This window comes from Flavobacterium sp. 103 (assembly GCF_003096795.1).
Lineage (GTDB): Bacteria > Bacteroidota > Bacteroidia > Flavobacteriales > Flavobacteriaceae > Flavobacterium.
In genome coordinates, this window is the sequence record NZ_QENX01000001.1 from 835497 (window position 1) to 856462 (window position 20966).

A 20966-nucleotide genomic window follows, 5' to 3' on the forward strand; every position below is an offset into this window, starting at 1 on the left:
CATTGAAATTGCCATTGATATTGCTATTTAATAATTCTCACATTCATTTCTTCTACCTTTTTATCCGACAAAAGAGATGGTGCGCCAAATAATAAATCTTCGCTGGTTCCTGTCTTTGGGAAAGCCATTACTTCTCTAATGGATGCTTTTTTCTCCAAAATCATCATCAATCGATCAATTCCCCATGCAATTCCTCCGTGTGGCGGTGCGCCGTATTGGAAAGCTTTATGCATCGTTCCCACACTTTTTATCATTTCTTCTTTATTGTAGCCCATATTTCTATAAGTTGCTTCCAGGATTTCTGATTTGTGCGCACGAACAGATCCTCCTCCAATTTCATAACCGTTTAAGATTATATCATATTGTTGTGCGATGATAGTTCCAATTTCATTGTCGTCTCCTTTCATGTGTTTTTGCAAATCATAAATCGCAGGCATTGAAAACGGATTGTGCGTAAATGTCCATCTTCCTTCATCTGTTCTTTCAAACATTGGAAAATCAACAACCCAAGCCGGACATAATTCCTTTGGATTAATCAAGTGAAGCATTTTACCCATTTCTTGACGAACAGCATCCAAAGCTTTGTTAGCCGTAGCATAATCTGCCGCTGAAAAGAAAACAATATCACCCACTTGTGCATTAGTGGCCTTTATAATTCCTGCCGCAATTTCTTCACCTAAAAACTTAATAATCGGTGACTGCAATTCATCTTCATTTACAATAATATAAGCCAATCCACCTAAACCGTGCTGCTGGGCAACAGCCGTAAGGTTTTCGATTTGACCTTTAGACATACGCTTGTTTCCTTGCTCTTTAGCCGAAACCTTGATACATTTAACAATTCCGCCATCTTCAATTGGTTTACTGAATACTTGGAAAGTAGTATCTTTTACGATATCGGTAATGTCCTGCATTTTCAATCCGTAACGCAAATCCGGTCGGTCACAACCATAGAAATCCATCGCGTCTTTATAGGTAATCACTTCAAACGGACGCAAAATCCACTTGTTACCATATATTTTTTTAACTACTTCATTAAACATTTTTGTGTTTAAATCAATAATCTGCTGCATACTTGCGTAGGCCATTTCCATATCCAATTGCGTAAATTCCGGCTGACGATCTCCACGAGAATCCTCATCTCTAAAACAACGTGCAATTTGGAAATATTTCTCATAACCACTTACCATCAACATTTGTTTGAACTGTTGAGGAGCTTGTGGAAGCGTATAAAACATACCTGAACCCTTACGTGTAGGAACAATAAATTCACGCGCACCTTCATCGGTTCCTGCACTTAAAATCGGAGTTTCTATTTCTAAAAACTCTTCTTCATCTAAAATGTCACGCAATAATTTAATTACTTTATGACGGTTTACAATTGCTCTTCTTACCTCTTCATTTCTGTGATCTAAAAACTTGTATTGAAAACGAATTGCTTCGTTCGTTTTTGCCGCTCTTTTAATTTCAAAAGGCAAGGTTTTAGATAAATTTAAAATTTCCAAAACTGAAGTTTCCAATTCTATTTTACCAGTACGCAGTCCCGCATTATAATCATCTTCATTACGACCAACAACTTTACCAGTAACAGAAATTACCGATTCCGGTTTTAATTTTACTAACTCATCTATATTAGGAAATGATTCCCTACTGATTCGCACTTGAAAAATCTCATAACTGGAATCACGCAAATCAATAAACATCAATTCACCGTGGTCACGAACACTAGCCACCCAGCCAGACAATATCACTTCCTGTTGGATATTTTCTTCTGATAATTGTGAAATTTTATGTGTTCTATACGTATCTTTTATAATAATCGGAATTTCAGGAAGCGATTCTTCTTGACTTTCTTTATTCTCTGCAACTGTTGCTACAGAAACTTTCTCAGATGCTTCTTTCTTTTCCAAAATAGCGTCAGCGCCTAATTTGTCTAAAATAATTTGACGAATTACTTTACCATTAGCACCTTTTCCGATAACGCCTAAAACCTTACCAACTAAAATACCTGCTTTCCCTTGGTCTCCTGCTTTAATATCATTGGCAACCGCTTCATTTTCTGAAAGTACTTTAGCAATAACTTCATGAATAGTGTCTTCAGAAATGGTATTATCATCAAAATACTTATTATAGTCAAATGCCCTGTCTTTTAAATAAGATGTAATCGCATTTTGAACTAAAACCGCCGTAATTTTTTCCGCTTTAAATAATTGAAAAATTTCCGTTAAATGAGCAATGCTATGGATTTCAGCGTAATCTTCAGCCTTAATGTTGTTCGCCAAAGTTTTAGCAACAAACGAAGGATCTTTAATTTCGTTATTTATTTCTACAAATGTTTGCGAACGCAACTTATCTGCTGTAAAAAATTTAGCATCTTGTGGCAAAACACCACCGTTAATCAAAATAGATTCAACAGCATAAGGCAAGGCGCTTGTGTCTACTTTGATAGCTTCAATTTCAGCTTTAATATTTACAAAAGGTAAATCCGGCTCAGAAATAAAACGATAATCCGCTTCAAATTCTTTTTTACGCATTACTTTAGTCTGCTTTAAATCAGCATCCCATAATACAGTCGTTTGATCCGGTCTAAACTCTTTATTTTCGATAAAATAATTAAACTGTTTCTCTACCTCTTCTTTCAAAGCTTCCACCATAAACTTAAACGAGTTCAAGTTTTTGATTTCCGTTCTTGGATTCAATTCGTAACTATGTTTTTTGCGCAAAGACACTGAAACATCCGATTTAAACTCTCCTTTTTCAAGATTTGCTTCAGATATTCCTAAGTTCTGAACAATACGTTGAATGTATTGCGCGTAAGTTGAAGCGTCTTCAATATTACGAATACAAGGCTCCGTAACAATTTCAATCAATGGCACACCTGCTTTATTAAAATCGACTAAAGAAATCTTCTTTTCGTGCATCAATTTTGCCGCATCCTCTTCAATATGAACCTGAGTTAAATTTACGGTAAATTGAGAACCGTCATTTCGGTAACAAGACACATGTCCATCAGGAATTATCGGATTGTGATATTGTGTAATTTGAATGTTTTTCGGGTTATCTGGATATTCATAATGCTTTCTATCCCATGATATCACTTCATTGCTAAATGACGAATCCACCGCTTTTCCAAAATAAATAGCTTTTGTAATTGCTTCTTTATTTAAGGCAGGCAAAACGCCCATTTGTCCCGTACAAACGGAACAGATATTTTCGTTAGGTGTTTCAATTTCTTGATTTGGACAAGAACAAAACAACTTGGTTTTGGTATTCAATCGAACGTGAGTTTCCAGTCCAATTACCAATTCTAAATCGTGGGCTTTTATCGCCGCAGTTAATTGCTCCAATTCCATTATATTGTATCTTTTAAGAAGTTTGCAAACTTCAACACTAATTCATCATTATTTTTTGCTGCCGTAATTTGCAGTCCAGTACTTGTTCCTTGTGGCACTGTTAAAGTTGGCAATTGTCCCAAACTAAAACCAACCGTATAAGCATCTGACAAATACATCGCTAACGGATCTTTTAAACTGTCTCCAATTTTAGGAGGAGTACTTGGTGTAACTGGTGACAAAATGATATCAACTTCATTAAAATCCTTACTGAAGTTTTCAGAAATCTGATCTCTTAAAGCCAATCCTTTTAAATATATTTCGTCCGAAAAACCTTGAGACAGCACTTGGTTTCCTCCAACAATTCTGCGTTTTGTTTCTTCTGAAAAGTTTTCAGAACGCGTAACAGCATAGCTTTCAATTAAATTTTCAGCTTCAATACGGTTCCCATAATTTGTTCCGTCAAGACGAGATAAATTAGAAGCCGTTTCTGCCATTGCCAATGTATAGTAAGTAGAAACTAAAATATCAGATTTGAAAAAATCCAACTCTTTTACTTCAATTCCTTTTGCTTTTATTTTTTCGATGCTTGCCAAGAAATCAGATTTTATTTGAGCATCAATGGCATCACTTTCAATAAAGTTTTTAAAATAACCAATTGTTTTAACTGTTGAAGTTGCAATTGCTTCTTCCCTAATTTCTGATGATGTGATTGAAGTTTGATCTTTTGAATCTTTTCCGCTCATTACATTCAACACAATTCGGATATCTTCCACCGATCTAGCCAATGGACCAACACAATCCGTAGAGGATGCATAAGCCATAAGACCATATCTGGAAATTCTTCCGTAAGTTGGTTTTAAACCGTAAATATGGTTGTACCCAGCAGGCTGACGAACAGAACCTCCAGTATCTCCACCGATAGAAAACACAGTATATTCTTTGGCTACGTTAACAGCAGATCCACCACTTGAACCTCCGGCAACTAATGTTGGGTCGATAGCATTTTTTACAGCACCAAAAATGGTATTTTCACTGGAAGATCCGTGACCAAAACTATCACAGTTTTCTTTTACTAATGGAATAGCGCCTGCATCCAATAATTTCTGGATTGAAGTAGCAGTATAAGGCGATTTATAATTTTTCAATAGTTCAGAACTTGCAGTAGTGTAAGTTCCCTGCAACATATATACATCTTTAATTCCAAAAGGAATTCCTTCCAACAAACCTATTGTTTCCCCTTTTTCAATTTTAGCATCCACCTTAGCAGCCAAATCTAAAGCCAAAGTATCTAATAAAGAATTTACTGAATTATAAGTATTTTGTTTAAGTAAGTCTAATTTTTCTTGTACCAAAGCCGTACAAGTTATTTGTTTTGACACCAATTGCTGGTGTATTTTTTTTATTTGAGAATCCATTTTTTATCCTTCTATAACTTTAGCAACAACTAAAAAACCATTTTTCTTGTTCGGGAAGTTTTCCAAAATTATTTGTTTCTCAATAGCCGAACTCTCTATCACAACATCTTCTCTTAAATTATTTACAGACACACAATTTCGATTGACATTATTAAAAGAATTATTATTTGATGGAACTGCATTTTTAATTACATCAAATAATTTGTTCACGGACTCTGAGGGCTGTGCTCCTTTAATACTCGACAATATGTCGACTGTCATTGTTTTGCTCATAATTTCATTTAGTTTTAAAGTCAAACTTTTAAGGTGGCGAATTTACAAAAGTTTTATTAGGGAATCACGTTTATTTTAATGATTTCGACTGTTCTCAACATAAAAGAACAACATTTTAACATTATGTTAAATTTAATTATAATATATAACAGTATTTCAAAATAGTTTAGGTAGAATAGAGAATTTAGCAAAACTACAAAAGAATCAAATCCATTTTTTGAGTTATAAATTGTGCTTTTTTTACTTTTTGCAAAAAAAATTATTTCACTTTTGCTCCCTTTAAAAACACCTGAGTTGGAATTAATTTAACTATTTGATTTTCTTCAACTTTCATCAAATCTTGATCAAAAATTACAAAATCTGCCCATTTACCTACTTCAAGACTTCCTTTTTCTTTTTCTTCAAAATTAGAATAGGCTGCCCAAATAGTCATTCCTTTTAAAGTCTCCTCTCTTGTCAATGCATTTTCCATTTGAAAACCTCCCTTTGGATAATTTTTAATATCCTTTCTGGCTACAGCAGCATGAAATGTAAGCATTGGATTTACTTCTTCTACTGGAAAATCCGTCCCCAAAGCAACTATTCCAGCTTTTTGAAGTAATTTTTTATAGGCATAGGCATTTTTCAATCGTTCTTTACCTAATCTTTCACCTGCCCAATACATATCAGATGTAGCATGTGTAGGCTGTACAGATGGAATTATTCCAGTTGCAAAATAATCAAAATCGGCCTCTTGAATCACTTGTGCATGTTCGATTTTCCATCTTCTGTCTTTCTTACCGGTTAATGCATCTTTGTATATTTTCAACAAAACAGTATTTGCCGAATCTCCAATAGCATGTGAGTTCAACTGAAAAGGAGAATTGGCTATTTGATTGGCTACTTTTTTTAATTCTTCCACAGAAGAAAGCAACGCTCCATATTGTTTTGGACTATCTGAATAAGGTTTATGCAAACAGGCGCCACGTGAACCCAATGCGCCATCTCCATACATTTTAAAAGAACATACATTTAAATTATCTGTTTTGTAAATTCCTTTTTTCAAGTACAAATCAATATTCTTTTGATTTGCCGTAATCATGGCATACACATTAATTTTCATAGCCTTTGCTTTTTGCAAGCTATCCATCAAATTAATAACATCAGGATCTAAACCAGCATCATTAACAGTTGTCAACCCATATTGAAACATCACTTTCTCAGCGTCCAATAATCCTGCGATTTGTTTTTTACGATTGGGTTTCGGTATTATTTTAAAAACCAACTCCATTGGATTGTCAATTAAAATTCCATTAGGTTCTCCATTTTCTAAAACAATCTCTCCACCAGATACTTTCGTAGATTTTGAGATTCCAGCCAATTTCAAAGCCAAACTATTTACCACAATTGCGTGACCATCTATACGATTTAAAACTACCGGAATATTTGGAAAAGCTGCATCCAAATCTTCTTTGGTTGGAAACTTCTTTATATCCCAATCGTTTTGATCCCAACCATTTCCAACGATAAAAGTTGTTTTTTTTTCATCTTGATATTTCTTGATCCTATCAATTACTTCATCCATACTTTTGGTTCCTCGCAAATCGACTTCTTGCAGACTTAGCCCATAACTATAAAAATGACAATGTGCATCATACAAACCGGGATAAATAAATTTCCCTTTTGCATCAATAGTGTTTTTAGAATCATACGAATTTGCTATTTCATCATTGGAACCAATAGCAACAATTTTACCAGATTGAATCGCCATAGCAGACGCTTTACCAAAATCTTTGTTTACGGTATAAATATTGGCATCTGTAATAATGGTGTCTACAGTAATTTTTTCTTTTTGATTACAGGAAACCAATACAATCAATGAAAGCAGAAAAGAAATTTTCTTCATAATAAACAGTTTAGTTAATGGAGCTAATATAAAAAAAAGAGCTCCAATAAACCGTAAATTATAAAATGAATTGTTTTAAAGAATAAACTATAAAATTTCTTCTATTGTGTATTTGGTGCCATTAATCTCAAAAGTAAATCCTACTTTGTTTCCCATCAATTTATTTCCAAGTGGAGATTGTGGAGATAAAGCGATAATATTAATGCCGTCAACACTGATTTTTGGAAGAGCAAGACTTAAGTACAAATAAATTCCATTGGCTTTTACCAAACTTCCTAAAATAATAGTCTCAGCTACAACCGAAGAATCTAATTTATCCAAAACTGTCTTTTGAGTCAATACTTCTTTGAGTTTGGCATTGAGTTTTTCCTGCTCAATATGCATCATAGACAAAGCCGTCTCGTGTTTATCCCCAGCTGAACCTTTGGCATCATTTTTAGAATCTTCGGTCAAAGCCGCAATCATATCCCTGAAAGCGTCTATTCTATCTTGAACTAATTGATGGTATTGGTGGTATATTTTTTGTTTGAAAGTCATTGTGGAGAAAGTTGCTGAGTTCCTAAGACACTAAGTTGCTAAGACTCTGAATTACGAAGATGCTAAGTTATTAAAACTATTAATATTATAATCCTTAAAAAAAACTTAGAAGCTTAGCATCTTAGTAACTCAGAAACTTAGTCTTAAAAATCAAATTTATAATTCGCACCCAACATCACCTGGAAACCTTGAACCGGATAATTCAACCATTTTTGATATCCGTTATTCATAATGTTGTTCGCTTTTAAAAAGGTAGTAAACCTTTCACTGTATTTGAATCGAATATTGGCATTCAAATCAAAATAACCATCCAATGTAATTGGTCCTGGAGCAGTTACATAAACAATATCGGTATTCAACTGTTGATCTTTACGTTCGCCTACATAAAACAAATTTATACCTGCAAACCATTTCTCGGTAATCATAAAATCAACTTTGGAATTCAATTGAAGTTCTGGCAAATTCCAAGCTTCTCCTTGTATTTTATTAGAATAACTATTAAAAGTTGCATCGGCTTCGACTGTGACACCTTTGGCTAAATCGGCTTTAATTTCTCCGTAAAGACGTAAGGTTTTCATGTCATCGTAAATTACCTGAAATGAATTCCCGAAAGCATAATTGGCATTTGTATCTTTTTCATTGTAGTCATTGCTTTTGAATAATGCTTTGTTTTCATCATATATATACGAAGCTTTGATATCATAACTCACCGTACTGGCCAATTTCCCTTTTAAACCGGCATTAACATCATACAATTCATTGGTTGGTTTAATATTTAATGTCGGTGAAACAAATAGATTTCCATCAACAAAATCTTTATAGGTATTTTGCTTCAAGTTACCAATAGCACTTGCATAAAATATCATCAAATCACCCACAACATTATACGAAGCAGAAACCGATGGATAAACATAAAACTTGTTACTCGTGTTATTCTTACCCATACTATAAACCAAGCCTGCTCCGATATCGATCGTCCAATCGTCTCTTTTCATTACAAAACTCGGTACTATTCCCAAATTTGTAAAGCCATATTGAATGTCTGCAGTATTGGTTCCTGTATAATCTTTCTTAAAACTACCATCAACATAATCGACAAATACTTTTGTTTTTATTGCTTCATCCAAAACATCAAACTTAAAAGTTGGCGCTAATAAAAAACGATTCTCCGCCGAACTATATGCATCCGAAAAGTGAGTAAGTTCAAGTTTAAAATCTTTCACAAAAGCTTCTTCAAAAACCAGTGAACCTCCAGCTGTAATAGTATTGTAAGATTGTTGCGGATTAATACCATTAACCAAAGCCATACTTTCTGGAAGCGTTAATGTATTTCCAAAATCGGCAGGCAATCCATACCAATTATAAATTTGATTTTGATATCCCAGTTTTATATTCCAAGCCATTTCCTGTTCGTTTGAACCGTAAATCAAATCTATTTTCGTGTCAAAATACGAGTCGTCCAGTGTAATATCTTTTATACCTCCCTGTGAAGAATTATGACGAAACATCCCTCCTATATATTCATTATTATTAAGATCTTCATTCACATACAATTCAGCATTCAAAGCGCCATAGTTTCCAATTCCGAAAGTTGCATAATTTTTAAACAAACGTTCTTGCTTTGCTTTCTCAACTCCTTGTGCATTTCCTTTGGAAGGAGAAAAAGTAGAAGCCACAGGAAAAGGCAAAATAGAATATTTCACGCTTTCTTTTTTTGCATTTTCATCATTTGTAATCACCGGAACTTCTTTTACCTTGAAAGCATCAGAGATTGTTGGCGTATATGGTTTTACTACATTTACCACCTCTGTTCCAATATTGTCATTTTTATCTTTTTTGTCTTGCGAAAAAGATAATTGAGAAAGTAACAGAAAGAAAATCCCTATCCCAACATTCCCCGACGGGGATGGAGCCGAGAACGTTGATTGCTGATTTTTAAATGTTTTTATGTTTATAATTTTCATCTTTTGTTTTTTCTATCTTCTGTTTTCTAATTCTGCAATCTCTAATCTTAATTCTGCAATCTTAATTACGCCTTACACTTCCCATTCGCCTTTTGCAATAAATTGCGTTTTCCCTCCAATTTTTATGTCAAAATTATCTCCGGCCAATTCCCCTTCAAAATAAATTTTAGAAGGCCTATTTATAAAGTCTCCCTGATGATTGACCATTTTAATTTCTGGCAAATGATATTTCAGAAGAAAAGCCTGCAGACAAGTACTGGCACTTCCTGTGGCCGCATCTTCAATAATCTGATTGTGTTCAACACACAACATTCTGCTATAGAGTTTTCCTTCATCAAAACAATAGAAATACAATGCTCTATGATTTGTTTCGCAATGAACCAAAAGCCATTCCTTCATTTTATTCAATTCAAGGCTTATATTTTCCAAAGCTTTTTTGCTTTTAAGCGGAACAATTACAAATGCGCTACCCGTAGTCACTTCCTGAATCGGAAATTTATCATCAAAATCAGCAGCACTTAAATTAGTGAAAGACAAAAAATCTTCCTTTGCGAAAACGTCCCAAAATTGAGGTTGAGCTGCCTGCAACCAAACTAAATCACCCGATTGCTGAATTGGAATTTCACCAACTGGAACCGATAATTTAAAATTTCGGGGTTGGCTTTCGATAATTTTATTCATCAAAACCCAAGATGTTCCTATAATTGGATGACCTGCAAAACGCATTTCATGTTCTACTGTAAAAATTCGAATTTCGGCACTGTTATTTTCAGGGTGAATCGCAGTAATAAAAGTACTTTCGGCAAAATTAATTTCACGTGCAATTTTTTGCATCTGTTCTGTATTCAGTCCATCAGCATCCAAAAAAACTGCCAGTTGATTTCCGGCATATTTTTCCTCTGCAAAAACATCTACTATATAAAAAGGTAATTTCATTCTGCTATTTTATTTAGTAATTGATGAATTTGTTTTGGCTTCCTCTGTTTTTATTCTGTTCAGTTCCGTTTTGGCTTCTTCAACCACATCTGAATAATCGGTGAAGTTTTCGATTACATTATCTAAAACATAAGTCGCCTGATAACTGTCTTTCAAACCGTAATAGTTCTTTGCCATTAGAACCAAACCTTTGGCTCCAAAATAGCGATAGCTTGAATAATTCTTGGCTAATTTTTGAATCGCAGTATTTGAAATCTCGAATTTCCCATCTTTATTTTTAAAATAAGCATCATAATACAAAGCTTCGGCAGCCAATTCTCCTTTACTTACCGTTAATAATTTTGCGTAAGCTACTTTGGCTTTGGTTTCGTCACCCGATTGCATAGCAGAACGTGCAACAATAATTTGGGCGTCACTTTTTACATTTTCCTCCGCTTTCGGATTAGCCAACACCTTATCGGCATAAACCACAGAATTTGAATAATCTTTGGTTTCGTAATAACATTTCATCAAATTCGCTTGCGCAAAAGTCTTATTCTGTGGAAAATCGGCTTCATTTTCTATTCGAACCAAAACCGGAATTCCTTTGTCACAATTTTTATCTTTTAAAAATATTTGCGCCAATCGAACCAAAGACTGCTCCGTATATTCACAACGAGGCTGGCTTATTACATACTCATAATTAGGAACCGATTTACTTTCTGAACCTTCTGAGTAAAGCAATTGTGCCAATTGAAAATTAGCTTTCAGGATATGAACTCCATTTGGAAATTTTGAAACATAACCAGCGTATCCAGAAATAGCCTGTTTGGTATTTGCCTGTTCAAATTGTTTTTCGGCAGCCTCAAAAGTATCATTATCCAATTCCAAATCGGTAACTGCCACAAAATCCAAAGTTCTTACCCAAGTGGCGTATTCGTCTACTTTTCCGTTATCCACATAAATCAATCTGGCAGTAGCAACCGCTTCGTAAGCTTCTGGTGTTTTAGGAAAATCCGTAGCTACTTTTTTGAATTTAGCCAAAGCCAAATCATCACGATCCGAATTATAATAAACCAAACCCTCTCGTAAAACTGCCCTTGATGTATATGAACTGTTTTTGAAAGTTGTCGCTAATTTGTCATAGGTCTTTATAGCTAAATCCTGTTTGTTTTCGGCCACGTAGGTATTCCCCAATTCAAACAAAGCATCATCTTGGTAATCTGATTTTGGATACAATGTCAAAAACGCATTGAGTTCTTCTATCTTTTTACTGTTTTTCGAAAGAAATCCATAACAAAGTGCTTTTTGAAAATAAGCATAATCAGCATCTACACTTTTGGATTCTATTACCTTAATATAAGCATCCAAAGCTGATTGGTATTTGGTTGTTACGAATCGGCAGTCGGCAAGACGCAAATAAGAATCATTCAAACGAAATTTATCCGCTTTATTATTGTCGATTTGGCTTTGGAAAGAATTCCCCGCAGCATCATATTCTTTCAATTTGAAATTAGCGTAAGCAATATTATAATTGATGTTTTTAAATTCAACGGTTTCTTTGGCTTTTGCCAAATCCGAGAATTGCTGATAACTCAACAAGGCTTCTTTGTAGTCTTCCAAATTATATTCGGATTCCGCTTTCCAAAAAGTGGCACGTGCAGTTATAAGGGCATCTTTTTGTTCTTTTAATGCTTTTTCAAACATCGACAAAGATTCAGAATAATTCCCTTCGGTGTATAATTCCAATCCTCTATAGAAAACTACTTTTTGATAGGCAATTCTATTTTCTGGAGTTTTGTTTTTTTCCAATAAAACCAATGCTTCTTTATAGTTTTTTGATGAAATATAAGAATCAATCAACAATTTTTCAATAACATCATTATTTGGATTCGTCGGGTATTTATTGATAAAACCCAATAAAACTTCAGGAACGCTTTGGTACGAATTTCCAATTTCATAGCTCAACTTGGCATAATTGAAACTGGCATCTTCCTGCAATTTTAAATTAAAATTCATTTCGGAAGCATTCTTGAAAGCATTCAAAGCTTGTTGCTTTTTATCAGATTCCAAATAACTTTCTCCCAAATGATAATAAGCATTCTGGGCTATGAAATCATTTCCGTCAATAATTTTATTGAATTGCGAAATGGCATTTTCATAATCCTTTTGCACATAATAGGCATATCCTAATTGATAGAAATCAGTATTATTCCATTTCCCTTTTTTGCCTTTATAACCTACCAAATAAGGAATTGCTTTGTCGTATTGTTTTAGGTTAAAATAGCTTTCTCCAATAATTTTATTCAATTCTGATTTTTCTTCAGGAGTGGAATTCGGCATTGCCTTAATACCTAATTCAATAGCTTTTTGAAAATCCCCAGATTTGAAACTCATATCCGATTTGTAGTAGGATAATTTTTCGGAATATTTCTCATTGCCTGAAACCTGATCAAATTGTTTATTGGCTTCTACATAATCATCAGATTCGTAAGCCATAAAACCCATATAATACTTGCTTTGCGTTCCATATTCATCGGTATTGACGACTTTACTAAAATATTTTTGGGCTTCTTTTGTTTTTTTGGAATCAAAATAAGCATATCCTTTTTGAAAATTATACTTGTTGCGTTCACTGTCTTTTAAAACACTTTCATCCACCCTGTTAAACCATAGCAAAGCTTCTTTATAATCCCTGTGATCGAAATAATAATACGCAACATCAATAAAGGCTTGATTTTGTTTACGGCTTGCAGGATATTCTTCTACGAAACGGTTAATCAATTCCTCCGCATTATCCTGATCGGTGCGAATGGCGCAATTGGCAATATAATAGGCACAATCTGATCGCAAACCTTCGGTCGTGACAACATCCTGAACATTCTTAAAAATGATTTGAGCTGAAGCATATTGTTTGTCCTCATATAAAGAAAGTGCTTTATTGAAATCTTTTAATGGGTAAGTGTAAATGGTCGATTCTTGTGAATAAAGGGACGTTATTTGAACAGTAAAAAGGAATAAAAAAAGTCCGGGAAGTTTACGCATTGTTGTTTTTATTTAATGTTCAAATATATTTAATCTGATTCTATAACGAAAGGCTGACGGCTTTTATTATAAACTATTTTTAAACAGATTCCCTACACTCTGCCTAACTCCAAAGGAGAGTGGAGCTTGAATTGGAATTTGAAATTTAATTTTTGCATTTTACTTTTGTATTTGGATTTTATCTTTTTACTTTTACCCAATAAACAAATTCTATTATGTCACAATCTGTACTGTCTTTAAAAAACGTAAACATATACCAAGAAGGAAAAATTATTTTATCTGATGTTAATTTAGAGGTCAATCACGGCGAATTTATTTACATCATTGGAAAAACAGGTTCTGGAAAGAGTAGTTTGTTAAAAACATTATATGCCGATTTGCCATTATTGGAAGGCGAAGGTAAGATTGTAGAATTTGATTTGGCCACTTTAAAAGAAGATGATATCCCGTTTTTGAGAAGAAAATTTGGTATTGTTTTTCAAGATTTTAAATTACTGCCAGACCGTTCTGTAAAAGACAATATGCTATTTGTTTTGAAAGCTACTGGATGGACGGATGTAAACGAAATGGATGCCAAAATAAATGAAGTACTTGACAAAGTAAATATGAAAGACTTTGCAAGCAAAATGCCACACCAACTTTCAGGTGGAGAACAACAACGAATAGCTATCGCAAGAGCGTTATTGAACGATCCTGAATTTATCCTTGCCGATGAACCTACAGGAAATTTAGATCCTCAAACTAGTATTGAAGTTCTTGAAGTCTTGAGAAAAATCAACGCTAATGGAAAGACTGTCCTAATGGCTACACATGATTATGCCTTGTTGATGAAGTTCCCAAGCAAAACCTTAAAATGTGAGGATGCCACCATTTTTGAAGTGGTACAAAGAACGGTGTAATGTTATCCATTCTTATTCCTACTTACAATTACAATACATTTCCGCTTGTTTTAGAATTACACAAGCAATGTTTGGATTGTGAGATTGAGTTTGAGATTTTATGTCAGGATGATGCTTCGGGCTCCAATTGGAATACGGAAAACCAAAAAATAAATTCCCTAGATAATTGTACTTTTTTCATAAATAATTCCAACCTCGGAAGGGGAAATAACATCAATTCATTAGTAGAAAAATCAAAATACGATTTTTTACTTCTAATGGATTGTGACACTTTTCCGACCCAAAATGATTTTATTCAAAAATATTGTGAAGTAATTCCAACAGCATCAGTCGTTTTTGGAGGTATTCTATATGAGAAAAAAATCCCTAGCAAAGAACAGCTTTTACGTTGGGTTTATGGAAATAAAAGAGAAGCTCTTTCGCTTGAAAACAGGAATAAAAAACCCAATTTCAATGCACTGACTTCCAATTTATTAATTAAGAAAGAAATCATTTCACAATATCCTTTTGATGCAACCATTACAAATTATGGTTATGAAGATTTATGTTTTTTATCTGTGTTAAAAACCAAAAACATTAAAGTTTCTCATATTGATAATCCAACTTATCATTTGAATTTGGAAACTTCTATCCTTTTTTTAGACAAAACAAGAACAGCTATTGAAAATCTAGTTCTCATTGTCAATTCAGGTAAATTTCCTAATATCGAAAGCAAAATTAATTCCGCTTTTATCATTTTAAAAAGATTAAAGCTCGTTGCAATAACGGCTTACATTTTCAACAAAACAGAATCAAAAATAATTTCTAATTTACTTTCTAAAAAACCTTCTCTTTTCCTTTTTGACCTTTACAAATTGGGGTATTATTGTAAAATTCAATCCAAGTAATTATTTGCATACCAGACTTTCAAAAAGTAATTTCCATTGTTGCATTATGCTTTCTAAATCATATTTCTTCCCACTCTCTTGAGCATTTATACCCATTTTCATCCTCAAATTTTCATCTTCAATAAGCAATTCCAATTTTTGAACAAATAAATCTACATTTCCGTCTTCAATCAGAAAACCATTTTCTCCATCATCTATAATGGCTCTTGGCCCTGTTGGGCAATCATAGGCTACACAAGGCAGACCAGAAGCCATTGCCTCAAGCAAGACCATAGGAAATCCTTCGGAACGAGAAGTCATAACATATACAGATGAAGTCAGGTATTTTTCTGAAATATTCTTTATGGGTTCATTTAAATTCACATTGGATTCCATTCCCAACTCTAGAATAACTTCCTTCAAATATGTCACCGATTCTCCGTAAATATCTAAAATCCAATCGGGGTGTTTCGCGACCACTTTCTGCCAAATAACCAATAATCTATCCAGGCCTTTTTCATAGGAATTTCGAGCAACAGCTATGACTTTTTTGGATTTTAAATCGTTGACAATAATATTTTGAATCCAAGACGGATTAGAAATAACCAAACCATTTTCTACATTCCATTCTTTCAAACTTTCATCGGACAAAGCCACTAATTTTGAGAATTTGCTTGCGCCAAAATCTTTGAATCTATATTTAAGAGAACTTTTAATTTTTGAAATAAAATCCAATTTCAATTGTTTTTCTTCAATATATTTTGAACCGTGGCATTCAAAAACAACTGGAATTTTATCTGATAAAACAAAAGGAATCGTATAAGCTTTCAAACCATTATCACAAACAATAATAACATCTGGCTGAATGCTTTCTATCTTACTTTTTAAAGATTTACGAAAAGAGTTAAAAAAATTAAAAACTGTTCCCTCCAGAATCATATCATGGAAAACAATCTTTTCATGAAAGGAATAAAACAATGGATAGTTTCCTTGATTTTGGGTAAGAACATGAACTTCGTAACCAAGGTTTTTGACAAGGTAATTCAGCTTTAACGATAAAACTCTAGCAACTCCACCTTCATTATTTAGTTTGGGAACTATATAGAATAATCTCATTTTTTTGAGCTCAAGAATTCATCAAAATCTCTTATATAATCTTCTTCGAAAAAATCGTCAGAGGCCAAAACCAAACAAACAGCACCCGAAGAAAAATTCTCCAATTCACGCCAAATGCCTGTGGGAATAAGCAATCCAACATTTGGTTTATTTAACAGATAACGTTTTTTTTCAATCCCATCATTTACGGTTACTTCAAAACTACCACTCAAAGCGATAAGCACTTCTTGTTGATTTATATGGGAATGTCCGCCTCTAAATGCGCTGCTTGGAACATCAAAAAGATAATAGACGCGTTTGAATTCAAATGGCAAAAAATCACTTTGAATAATTCCTAAATTCCCTCTTATATCTTCAACGACAGGTATTTTTAATAATTGAATCGCATTTAGTGTTCCCATTCTTAATTCGTATTAATTTGCAATAAATCCATCCATTGTTTTCCTATTGTATATAACAAAAATGGAGTAATACTTTCTTTAGCATTTTGCTTGCAATATTGATATAATTTTTCATCTTCAACTAATACATTCATAGCTTCGGTAAGTTTTTCTATATTCTGATTTTCAACCAGAATTCCATTTTTTAAATTACTGATAATATCTCTTGGACCGCAAGGACAATCAAATGAAACCACAGGAGTTCCACAAGCCAATGACTCTAAAATTACATTTGGCATTCCTTCATTTTTACTGCTCAAAACTAAAAATCGAGCATTCTTTAGATATTTGAAAGGATTGTTTTGATACCCTAAAAAATGTACAAAATCAGTTGCATTAGATTCTTTTGCTACTTTTTTTAATTCTTTGCTATCCCCTTCTCCTACTATCACAAGGTGAATTTGTTTATCTATTAAAACAGAATTAGCATAACTCAGAATCAATTTATCAAACTGTTTTATATTATTTTCATATTGCCCAATTGCAATTATATATTCAAAATCAATAGTAATTGGTTCATCACACTTTTCATAAATCTCCTCCAAATTAACCGGATTTGAGATCGTAATTACATTGTTCAACTTATGTTTCTTGAGAATCAATTCTTCCATTTGATTGGTTATTGCTACATTGGCATAACAGTGATTGTACATCAATCGTGTCAACCAAGAATTATTTGGCATATAATGGTCAATCAAAAAACTATGAACGGTAAATATTGTTTTAGTATTATAAAAAAATCTGGCTAAAATTAATTCCTGAATGACTTTGGTTCGAAAACGAAAATCAATTATAAAATCAAAATCGTTATCATTTAGATACTTTCGCAACGAAATCAGTCTTTTAATCTTATTGAATATTCCGTTAGTTTTATTTTTTAGCAAACCTAAATTAACCAGTTTCCCGGAATAAGGATACGAGACTTCGTCCAAAACAATAATAATATGAACATCAATATTATTTTTCGCAAAGAAAACAGATAAATTGGCCATCACTTTATCGCTACCGCCACCACTTAATCTATAACCGATTAATGCGATTTTATATTTTTTGTGAGGCAATATCATTTTCGTTTTGTTATTTTCGTCTCAAATATAACTATTTTAAAAAATAATGCAGGACAATCCACTCGTTACTATTATTTGTTTGTGCTACAACCACGAAGCCTACGTAGTTGAGAGTTTGAATTCTGTCATTAATCAATCCTATCCTTCTATTGAACTCATTATAGTTGATGATTTCAGTGCCGATTCTTCAAAAACCATCATTGAAACTTGGCTGGAGAAAAAACCTAAAATTCAGTTTATAGCCAATGAAACCAATTTAGGAAACACCAAATCCTTTAACAAAGCACTAAAACTGGCCAAAGGAAAATATATAATTGACTTGGCAGCCGATGATTTGCTATTACCCAATTGTGTGGCGTTACAAATCGATGCTTTCAAAAACAGCTGCTACAAAAACCTCGGTGTTGTTTATGGCAATGTTGAATTAATTTCAGAAAATGGCACGTTCGTCTCTTATTATTTTCCGGTAAATGAGCAAAAAAAAGTAATCGAGAACAGAATTACAGGAGATATTTATCAATCAGTCCTTTCTGGAGGTAACAGTATTTGTTCTGTATCTGCAATGATAAAGAAAACCGCAATTGATCATTTACAAGGCTATGATGAAACTTTGGCGTATGAAGATTTGGATTTTTGGATTCGGGCTTCACGCCAATATGAGTTTGATTTTATTAACGAACCGCTTGTTCAAAAAAGAATAGTTGCAAATTCATTAGGAAGTGACTTCTTCAAAAAAAAGGATAGTCGAGCCAAGAAAATAAATCATTCCACTTACTTAATTCTAAAAAAAGCAATCACCATAAACCAAACCAGAGCCGAAGATTTGGCTATTCAGAAAAGAGTAAATCATGAAATTATCCATACATTAAAAATTAATGATTTTGGTTTGTTTTTGAAGTTTATCGGATTACGGATTTTGTTGATTAAGAGAAAGTTTTTTAAACATTGATTATTGTTTGAATTCTATAACTGAACAATCAAATATTTCATCAAAGGCTCTTTCTCATTCTCCCAATCACGGCTATAATTATTTTTCAATAGTTTGACCGGAATTCCTCCTAATAAAATATTGCTTCCAAAACTAGTATAATCTTTATTGCACAACGAATTTGAGGCAACAACACAAAAATCAGGAGTTCTTGTATTTGGCATTATCGAAATTCTGTTGGAAAATGCATTATAACTACCAATGTAGATTGGTCCTTTTAGCGGATATTGTTCACCAGTCAGTGTGTTTATCATAGGGTGAAAATTGGTGTCCATAATTTGTGATTCATGCCCTATCCTTGACCAATCCCCAATAAAAAGTTTATGGGTACAAATCACCTTAACACTAGACCCCAAACAAGACATATACCCAAACTCACAGTCTGCATTTTGACCGACATACAAAATAACATCTTTCCCCATATGTGCATATCCGTTGAATGTTAGCTTTCCATAAAGTGAAAGTTGCGCAATTCCTTTAGACTTAATTTCAATTTCAAATTGTTGTCCAAATCCAATCATCGCTGTTTTAATTGGTCCGTTTATTATGATTTCACCTTGAATACTTTGAAAATAAACTTTCCCATAAAAAAAGACAGGAAGCTTTTTTGCGGTTTGAAAAGGAAATTTTTTAAAATTAAAATAAAGCGTTTTTGTCCAATTTACAGAATAATAAAATTTTAATTTATGATATACCGATCGTAGTTTTCGGTACATTTTCTTAACCAACTCTTTAATCATTTTTTCTTTTAATTATTGAATTAAATAAAAATTTCAACCCTATTTTTTGATTCAAATGATGCAAAACAAATCCTAAAGACAAAGCTATCATTATTCCCATCAAGCCGTATTTTAAAATTGAATTTGATATGTACCGCATAAAAAAAGTGGCAACGCACATAACAATGCAAATCAAATAAGCGCGATAAAATTCAGCATCAAAATAAAAATCATACCTCATCTTAGTAATTATTTTTATAGCGACTAAATGTATCAAACAATAAATCAAAAAACTAAAGCCAAGTCCTTCTAAACCAAAAAAACAATATCCAAGTATATTTAAAATCACGGACAGAAAATTAAATCCAAAAGCAGTTTTGACAAACATTTTCGAGTCTCCTTTGGCTATCAATATAAAGCCCATTGACCATGAAACAGCCCGAAATAACATCGCCAGAATCCCAAAACATACCATTGGGATAATCGAAATAAATTCTGAAGTGTATAAAACCTTTATGATAAGCGGAACAAACGTTAAAAATAGAATTATTATTGGAGTAATGATAAATATAGACATATAGGATTGCTCCATCACACTTACTCTGATTTTCTTATTATCGTTGCAAATTGAGGATAATTTCGGAAAATAGTCGGTACTCATTACCGTAAAAACAATTCCAACATAAGAATTCAGTAATGTAAACCCCGCATTATAAAATCCCACTTCTTTTAATCCTCCATTATTTCCAACATAAATCTGAATTATGTATGACGCCAACAGCGTGAGTAATCCACTTAATGTTAGCATTATTCCGAGTTTGATTATACTTTTTCCTTCAACGAATAATTGAGCATTAGAAACAGTACTTTTTTCAATTTTTATTTTTCTCGAATAATAAAAAGACACCAACAAAGAAGAAACCGAGATTACCAGAATCGTTGGTACAATGGCATCAATTCTATAAAAATAATACAAAGGGATGGAGAACAATAGTCCGATCAAATTCCCATAAAAATTAGCTTTGGCCAATATTTTTAACTTGCGCAATCCTTGAAAAACAACCATCTGCCCAACAGACAACTGTTTAAACAACAAGGTTATTGACAGATAAATAAATAAATAAGTATAATTCGAATTCCCAAAAGTAAGTTCACTCAACCAACTTGAAAATAAGGCAACAACCAGCGTTCCAAAAATCCCCGTTACAAATGCTATTTTTTTAACTATTGTAATTATTAGAGTAACCGTATTTAAATCCTCCTCTTTATACTGTTCTGAAATGTGCTTTATGGCACTGGTTTCAATCCCTAAACCTGTAATACCACTAATCATATTCAGAGCCGAATTCAACAACGAAATAATTCCCATTCCTGCCGGACCTATAAAAATCGCAATCAGTTTTGTTCTGACAATTGAAATAAGAATATTAAAAAATTGAACTCCACCAAAAATAGATGTTGCTTTTATAATTTGCAGATATGAAGATTTGCTTTCGGTCACT

General features: G+C 33.1%; 16 protein-coding genes. 3 read left to right on the forward strand and 13 right to left on the reverse strand.

Going from position 1 to position 20966, the window contains the following annotated elements:
* Positions 1-23: 23 nt before the first annotated feature.
* From gatB/aspS to C8C85_RS03430, 8 genes are all read right to left on the reverse strand, one after another.
* The gene (gene gatB/aspS / locus C8C85_RS03395) at positions 24-3353 is read right to left on the reverse strand and encodes a bifunctional amidotransferase subunit GatB/aspartate--tRNA ligase AspS (RefSeq protein WP_116795831.1); all 3330 of its coding nucleotides are present in this window, start codon (positions 3351-3353) and stop codon (positions 24-26) included.
* Positions 3353-4750, reverse strand: coding sequence for an amidase family protein (locus C8C85_RS03400; protein WP_116795832.1), 1398 nt, complete (start codon positions 4748-4750; stop codon positions 3353-3355). Before C8C85_RS03400 ends, gatB/aspS begins: the two co-directional genes overlap by 1 nt.
* A gap of 3 nt (positions 4751-4753) precedes the next feature.
* A complete protein-coding gene (locus C8C85_RS03405) occupies positions 4754-5023 on the reverse strand; it encodes an aspartyl/glutamyl-tRNA amidotransferase subunit C (protein ID WP_173503839.1) in 270 nt (89 codons plus the stop codon).
* Between the two features lie 259 nt (positions 5024-5282).
* A complete protein-coding gene (locus C8C85_RS03410) occupies positions 5283-6908 on the reverse strand; it encodes an amidohydrolase (RefSeq protein ID WP_116795833.1) in 1626 nt (541 codons plus the stop codon).
* Positions 6909-6995: 87 nt separating this feature from the next.
* On the reverse strand, positions 6996-7445 hold the full coding sequence (locus tag C8C85_RS03415; RefSeq protein ID WP_116795834.1) for a hypothetical protein: 450 nt from the start codon (positions 7443-7445) through the stop codon (positions 6996-6998).
* Between the two features lie 143 nt (positions 7446-7588).
* Positions 7589-9409 carry a TonB-dependent receptor gene (locus tag C8C85_RS03420; RefSeq protein WP_243412039.1) on the reverse strand — a complete coding sequence of 607 codons (1821 nt, stop codon included), beginning with the start codon at positions 9407-9409 and terminating at the stop codon, positions 7589-7591.
* A 72-nt stretch (positions 9410-9481) separates the two neighbouring features.
* The gene (locus tag C8C85_RS03425) at positions 9482-10345 is read right to left on the reverse strand and encodes a PhzF family phenazine biosynthesis protein (protein WP_116795835.1); all 864 of its coding nucleotides are present in this window, start codon (positions 10343-10345) and stop codon (positions 9482-9484) included.
* A 9-nt stretch (positions 10346-10354) separates the two neighbouring features.
* Complete coding sequence (locus tag C8C85_RS03430; protein ID WP_116795836.1) at positions 10355-13369, reverse strand: tetratricopeptide repeat protein; 3015 nt, start codon at positions 13367-13369, stop codon at positions 10355-10357.
* Between the two features lie 215 nt (positions 13370-13584).
* Here C8C85_RS03430 and C8C85_RS03435 point away from each other — a divergent pair, with 215 nt between their 5' ends.
* Positions 13585-14268 carry a cell division ATP-binding protein FtsE gene (locus C8C85_RS03435; protein ID WP_116795837.1) on the forward strand — a complete coding sequence of 228 codons (684 nt, stop codon included), beginning with the start codon at positions 13585-13587 and terminating at the stop codon, positions 14266-14268.
* Positions 14268-15155, forward strand: a complete 888-nt coding sequence (locus C8C85_RS03440) for a glycosyltransferase family 2 protein (protein ID WP_116795838.1) — start codon at positions 14268-14270, stop codon at positions 15153-15155. The genes C8C85_RS03435 and C8C85_RS03440 overlap by 1 nt, the downstream gene beginning before the upstream one ends.
* Here the strand turns inward: C8C85_RS03440 and C8C85_RS03445 are convergent, their stop codons facing one another.
* The 3 genes from C8C85_RS03445 to C8C85_RS03455 are packed head-to-tail and all read right to left on the reverse strand — an operon-like array spanning position 15156 to position 17757.
* On the reverse strand, positions 15156-16250 hold the full coding sequence (locus C8C85_RS03445) for a glycosyltransferase family 4 protein (protein WP_116795839.1): 1095 nt from the start codon (positions 16248-16250) through the stop codon (positions 15156-15158).
* Positions 16247-16651 carry a sugar 3,4-ketoisomerase gene (locus C8C85_RS03450; protein ID WP_116795840.1) on the reverse strand — a complete coding sequence of 135 codons (405 nt, stop codon included), beginning with the start codon at positions 16649-16651 and terminating at the stop codon, positions 16247-16249. The genes C8C85_RS03445 and C8C85_RS03450 overlap by 4 nt, the downstream gene beginning before the upstream one ends.
* A 2-nt stretch (positions 16652-16653) precedes the next feature.
* A complete protein-coding gene (locus C8C85_RS03455; RefSeq protein ID WP_116795841.1) occupies positions 16654-17757 on the reverse strand; it encodes a glycosyltransferase in 1104 nt (367 codons plus the stop codon).
* A gap of 46 nt (positions 17758-17803) precedes the next feature.
* Between C8C85_RS03455 and C8C85_RS03460 the strand changes: the two genes are divergently transcribed.
* A complete protein-coding gene (locus C8C85_RS03460; protein WP_116795842.1) occupies positions 17804-18706 on the forward strand; it encodes a glycosyltransferase family 2 protein in 903 nt (300 codons plus the stop codon).
* A 14-nt stretch (positions 18707-18720) separates the two neighbouring features.
* Here the strand turns inward: C8C85_RS03460 and C8C85_RS03465 are convergent, their stop codons facing one another.
* Positions 18721-19485 carry an acyltransferase gene (locus tag C8C85_RS03465; protein ID WP_243412040.1) on the reverse strand — a complete coding sequence of 255 codons (765 nt, stop codon included), beginning with the start codon at positions 19483-19485 and terminating at the stop codon, positions 18721-18723.
* Positions 19478-20965 carry an oligosaccharide flippase family protein gene (locus C8C85_RS03470; RefSeq protein ID WP_165818088.1) on the reverse strand — a complete coding sequence of 496 codons (1488 nt, stop codon included), beginning with the start codon at positions 20963-20965 and terminating at the stop codon, positions 19478-19480. Before C8C85_RS03470 ends, C8C85_RS03465 begins: the two co-directional genes overlap by 8 nt.
* Between the last annotated feature and the right edge of the window lies 1 nt (position 20966).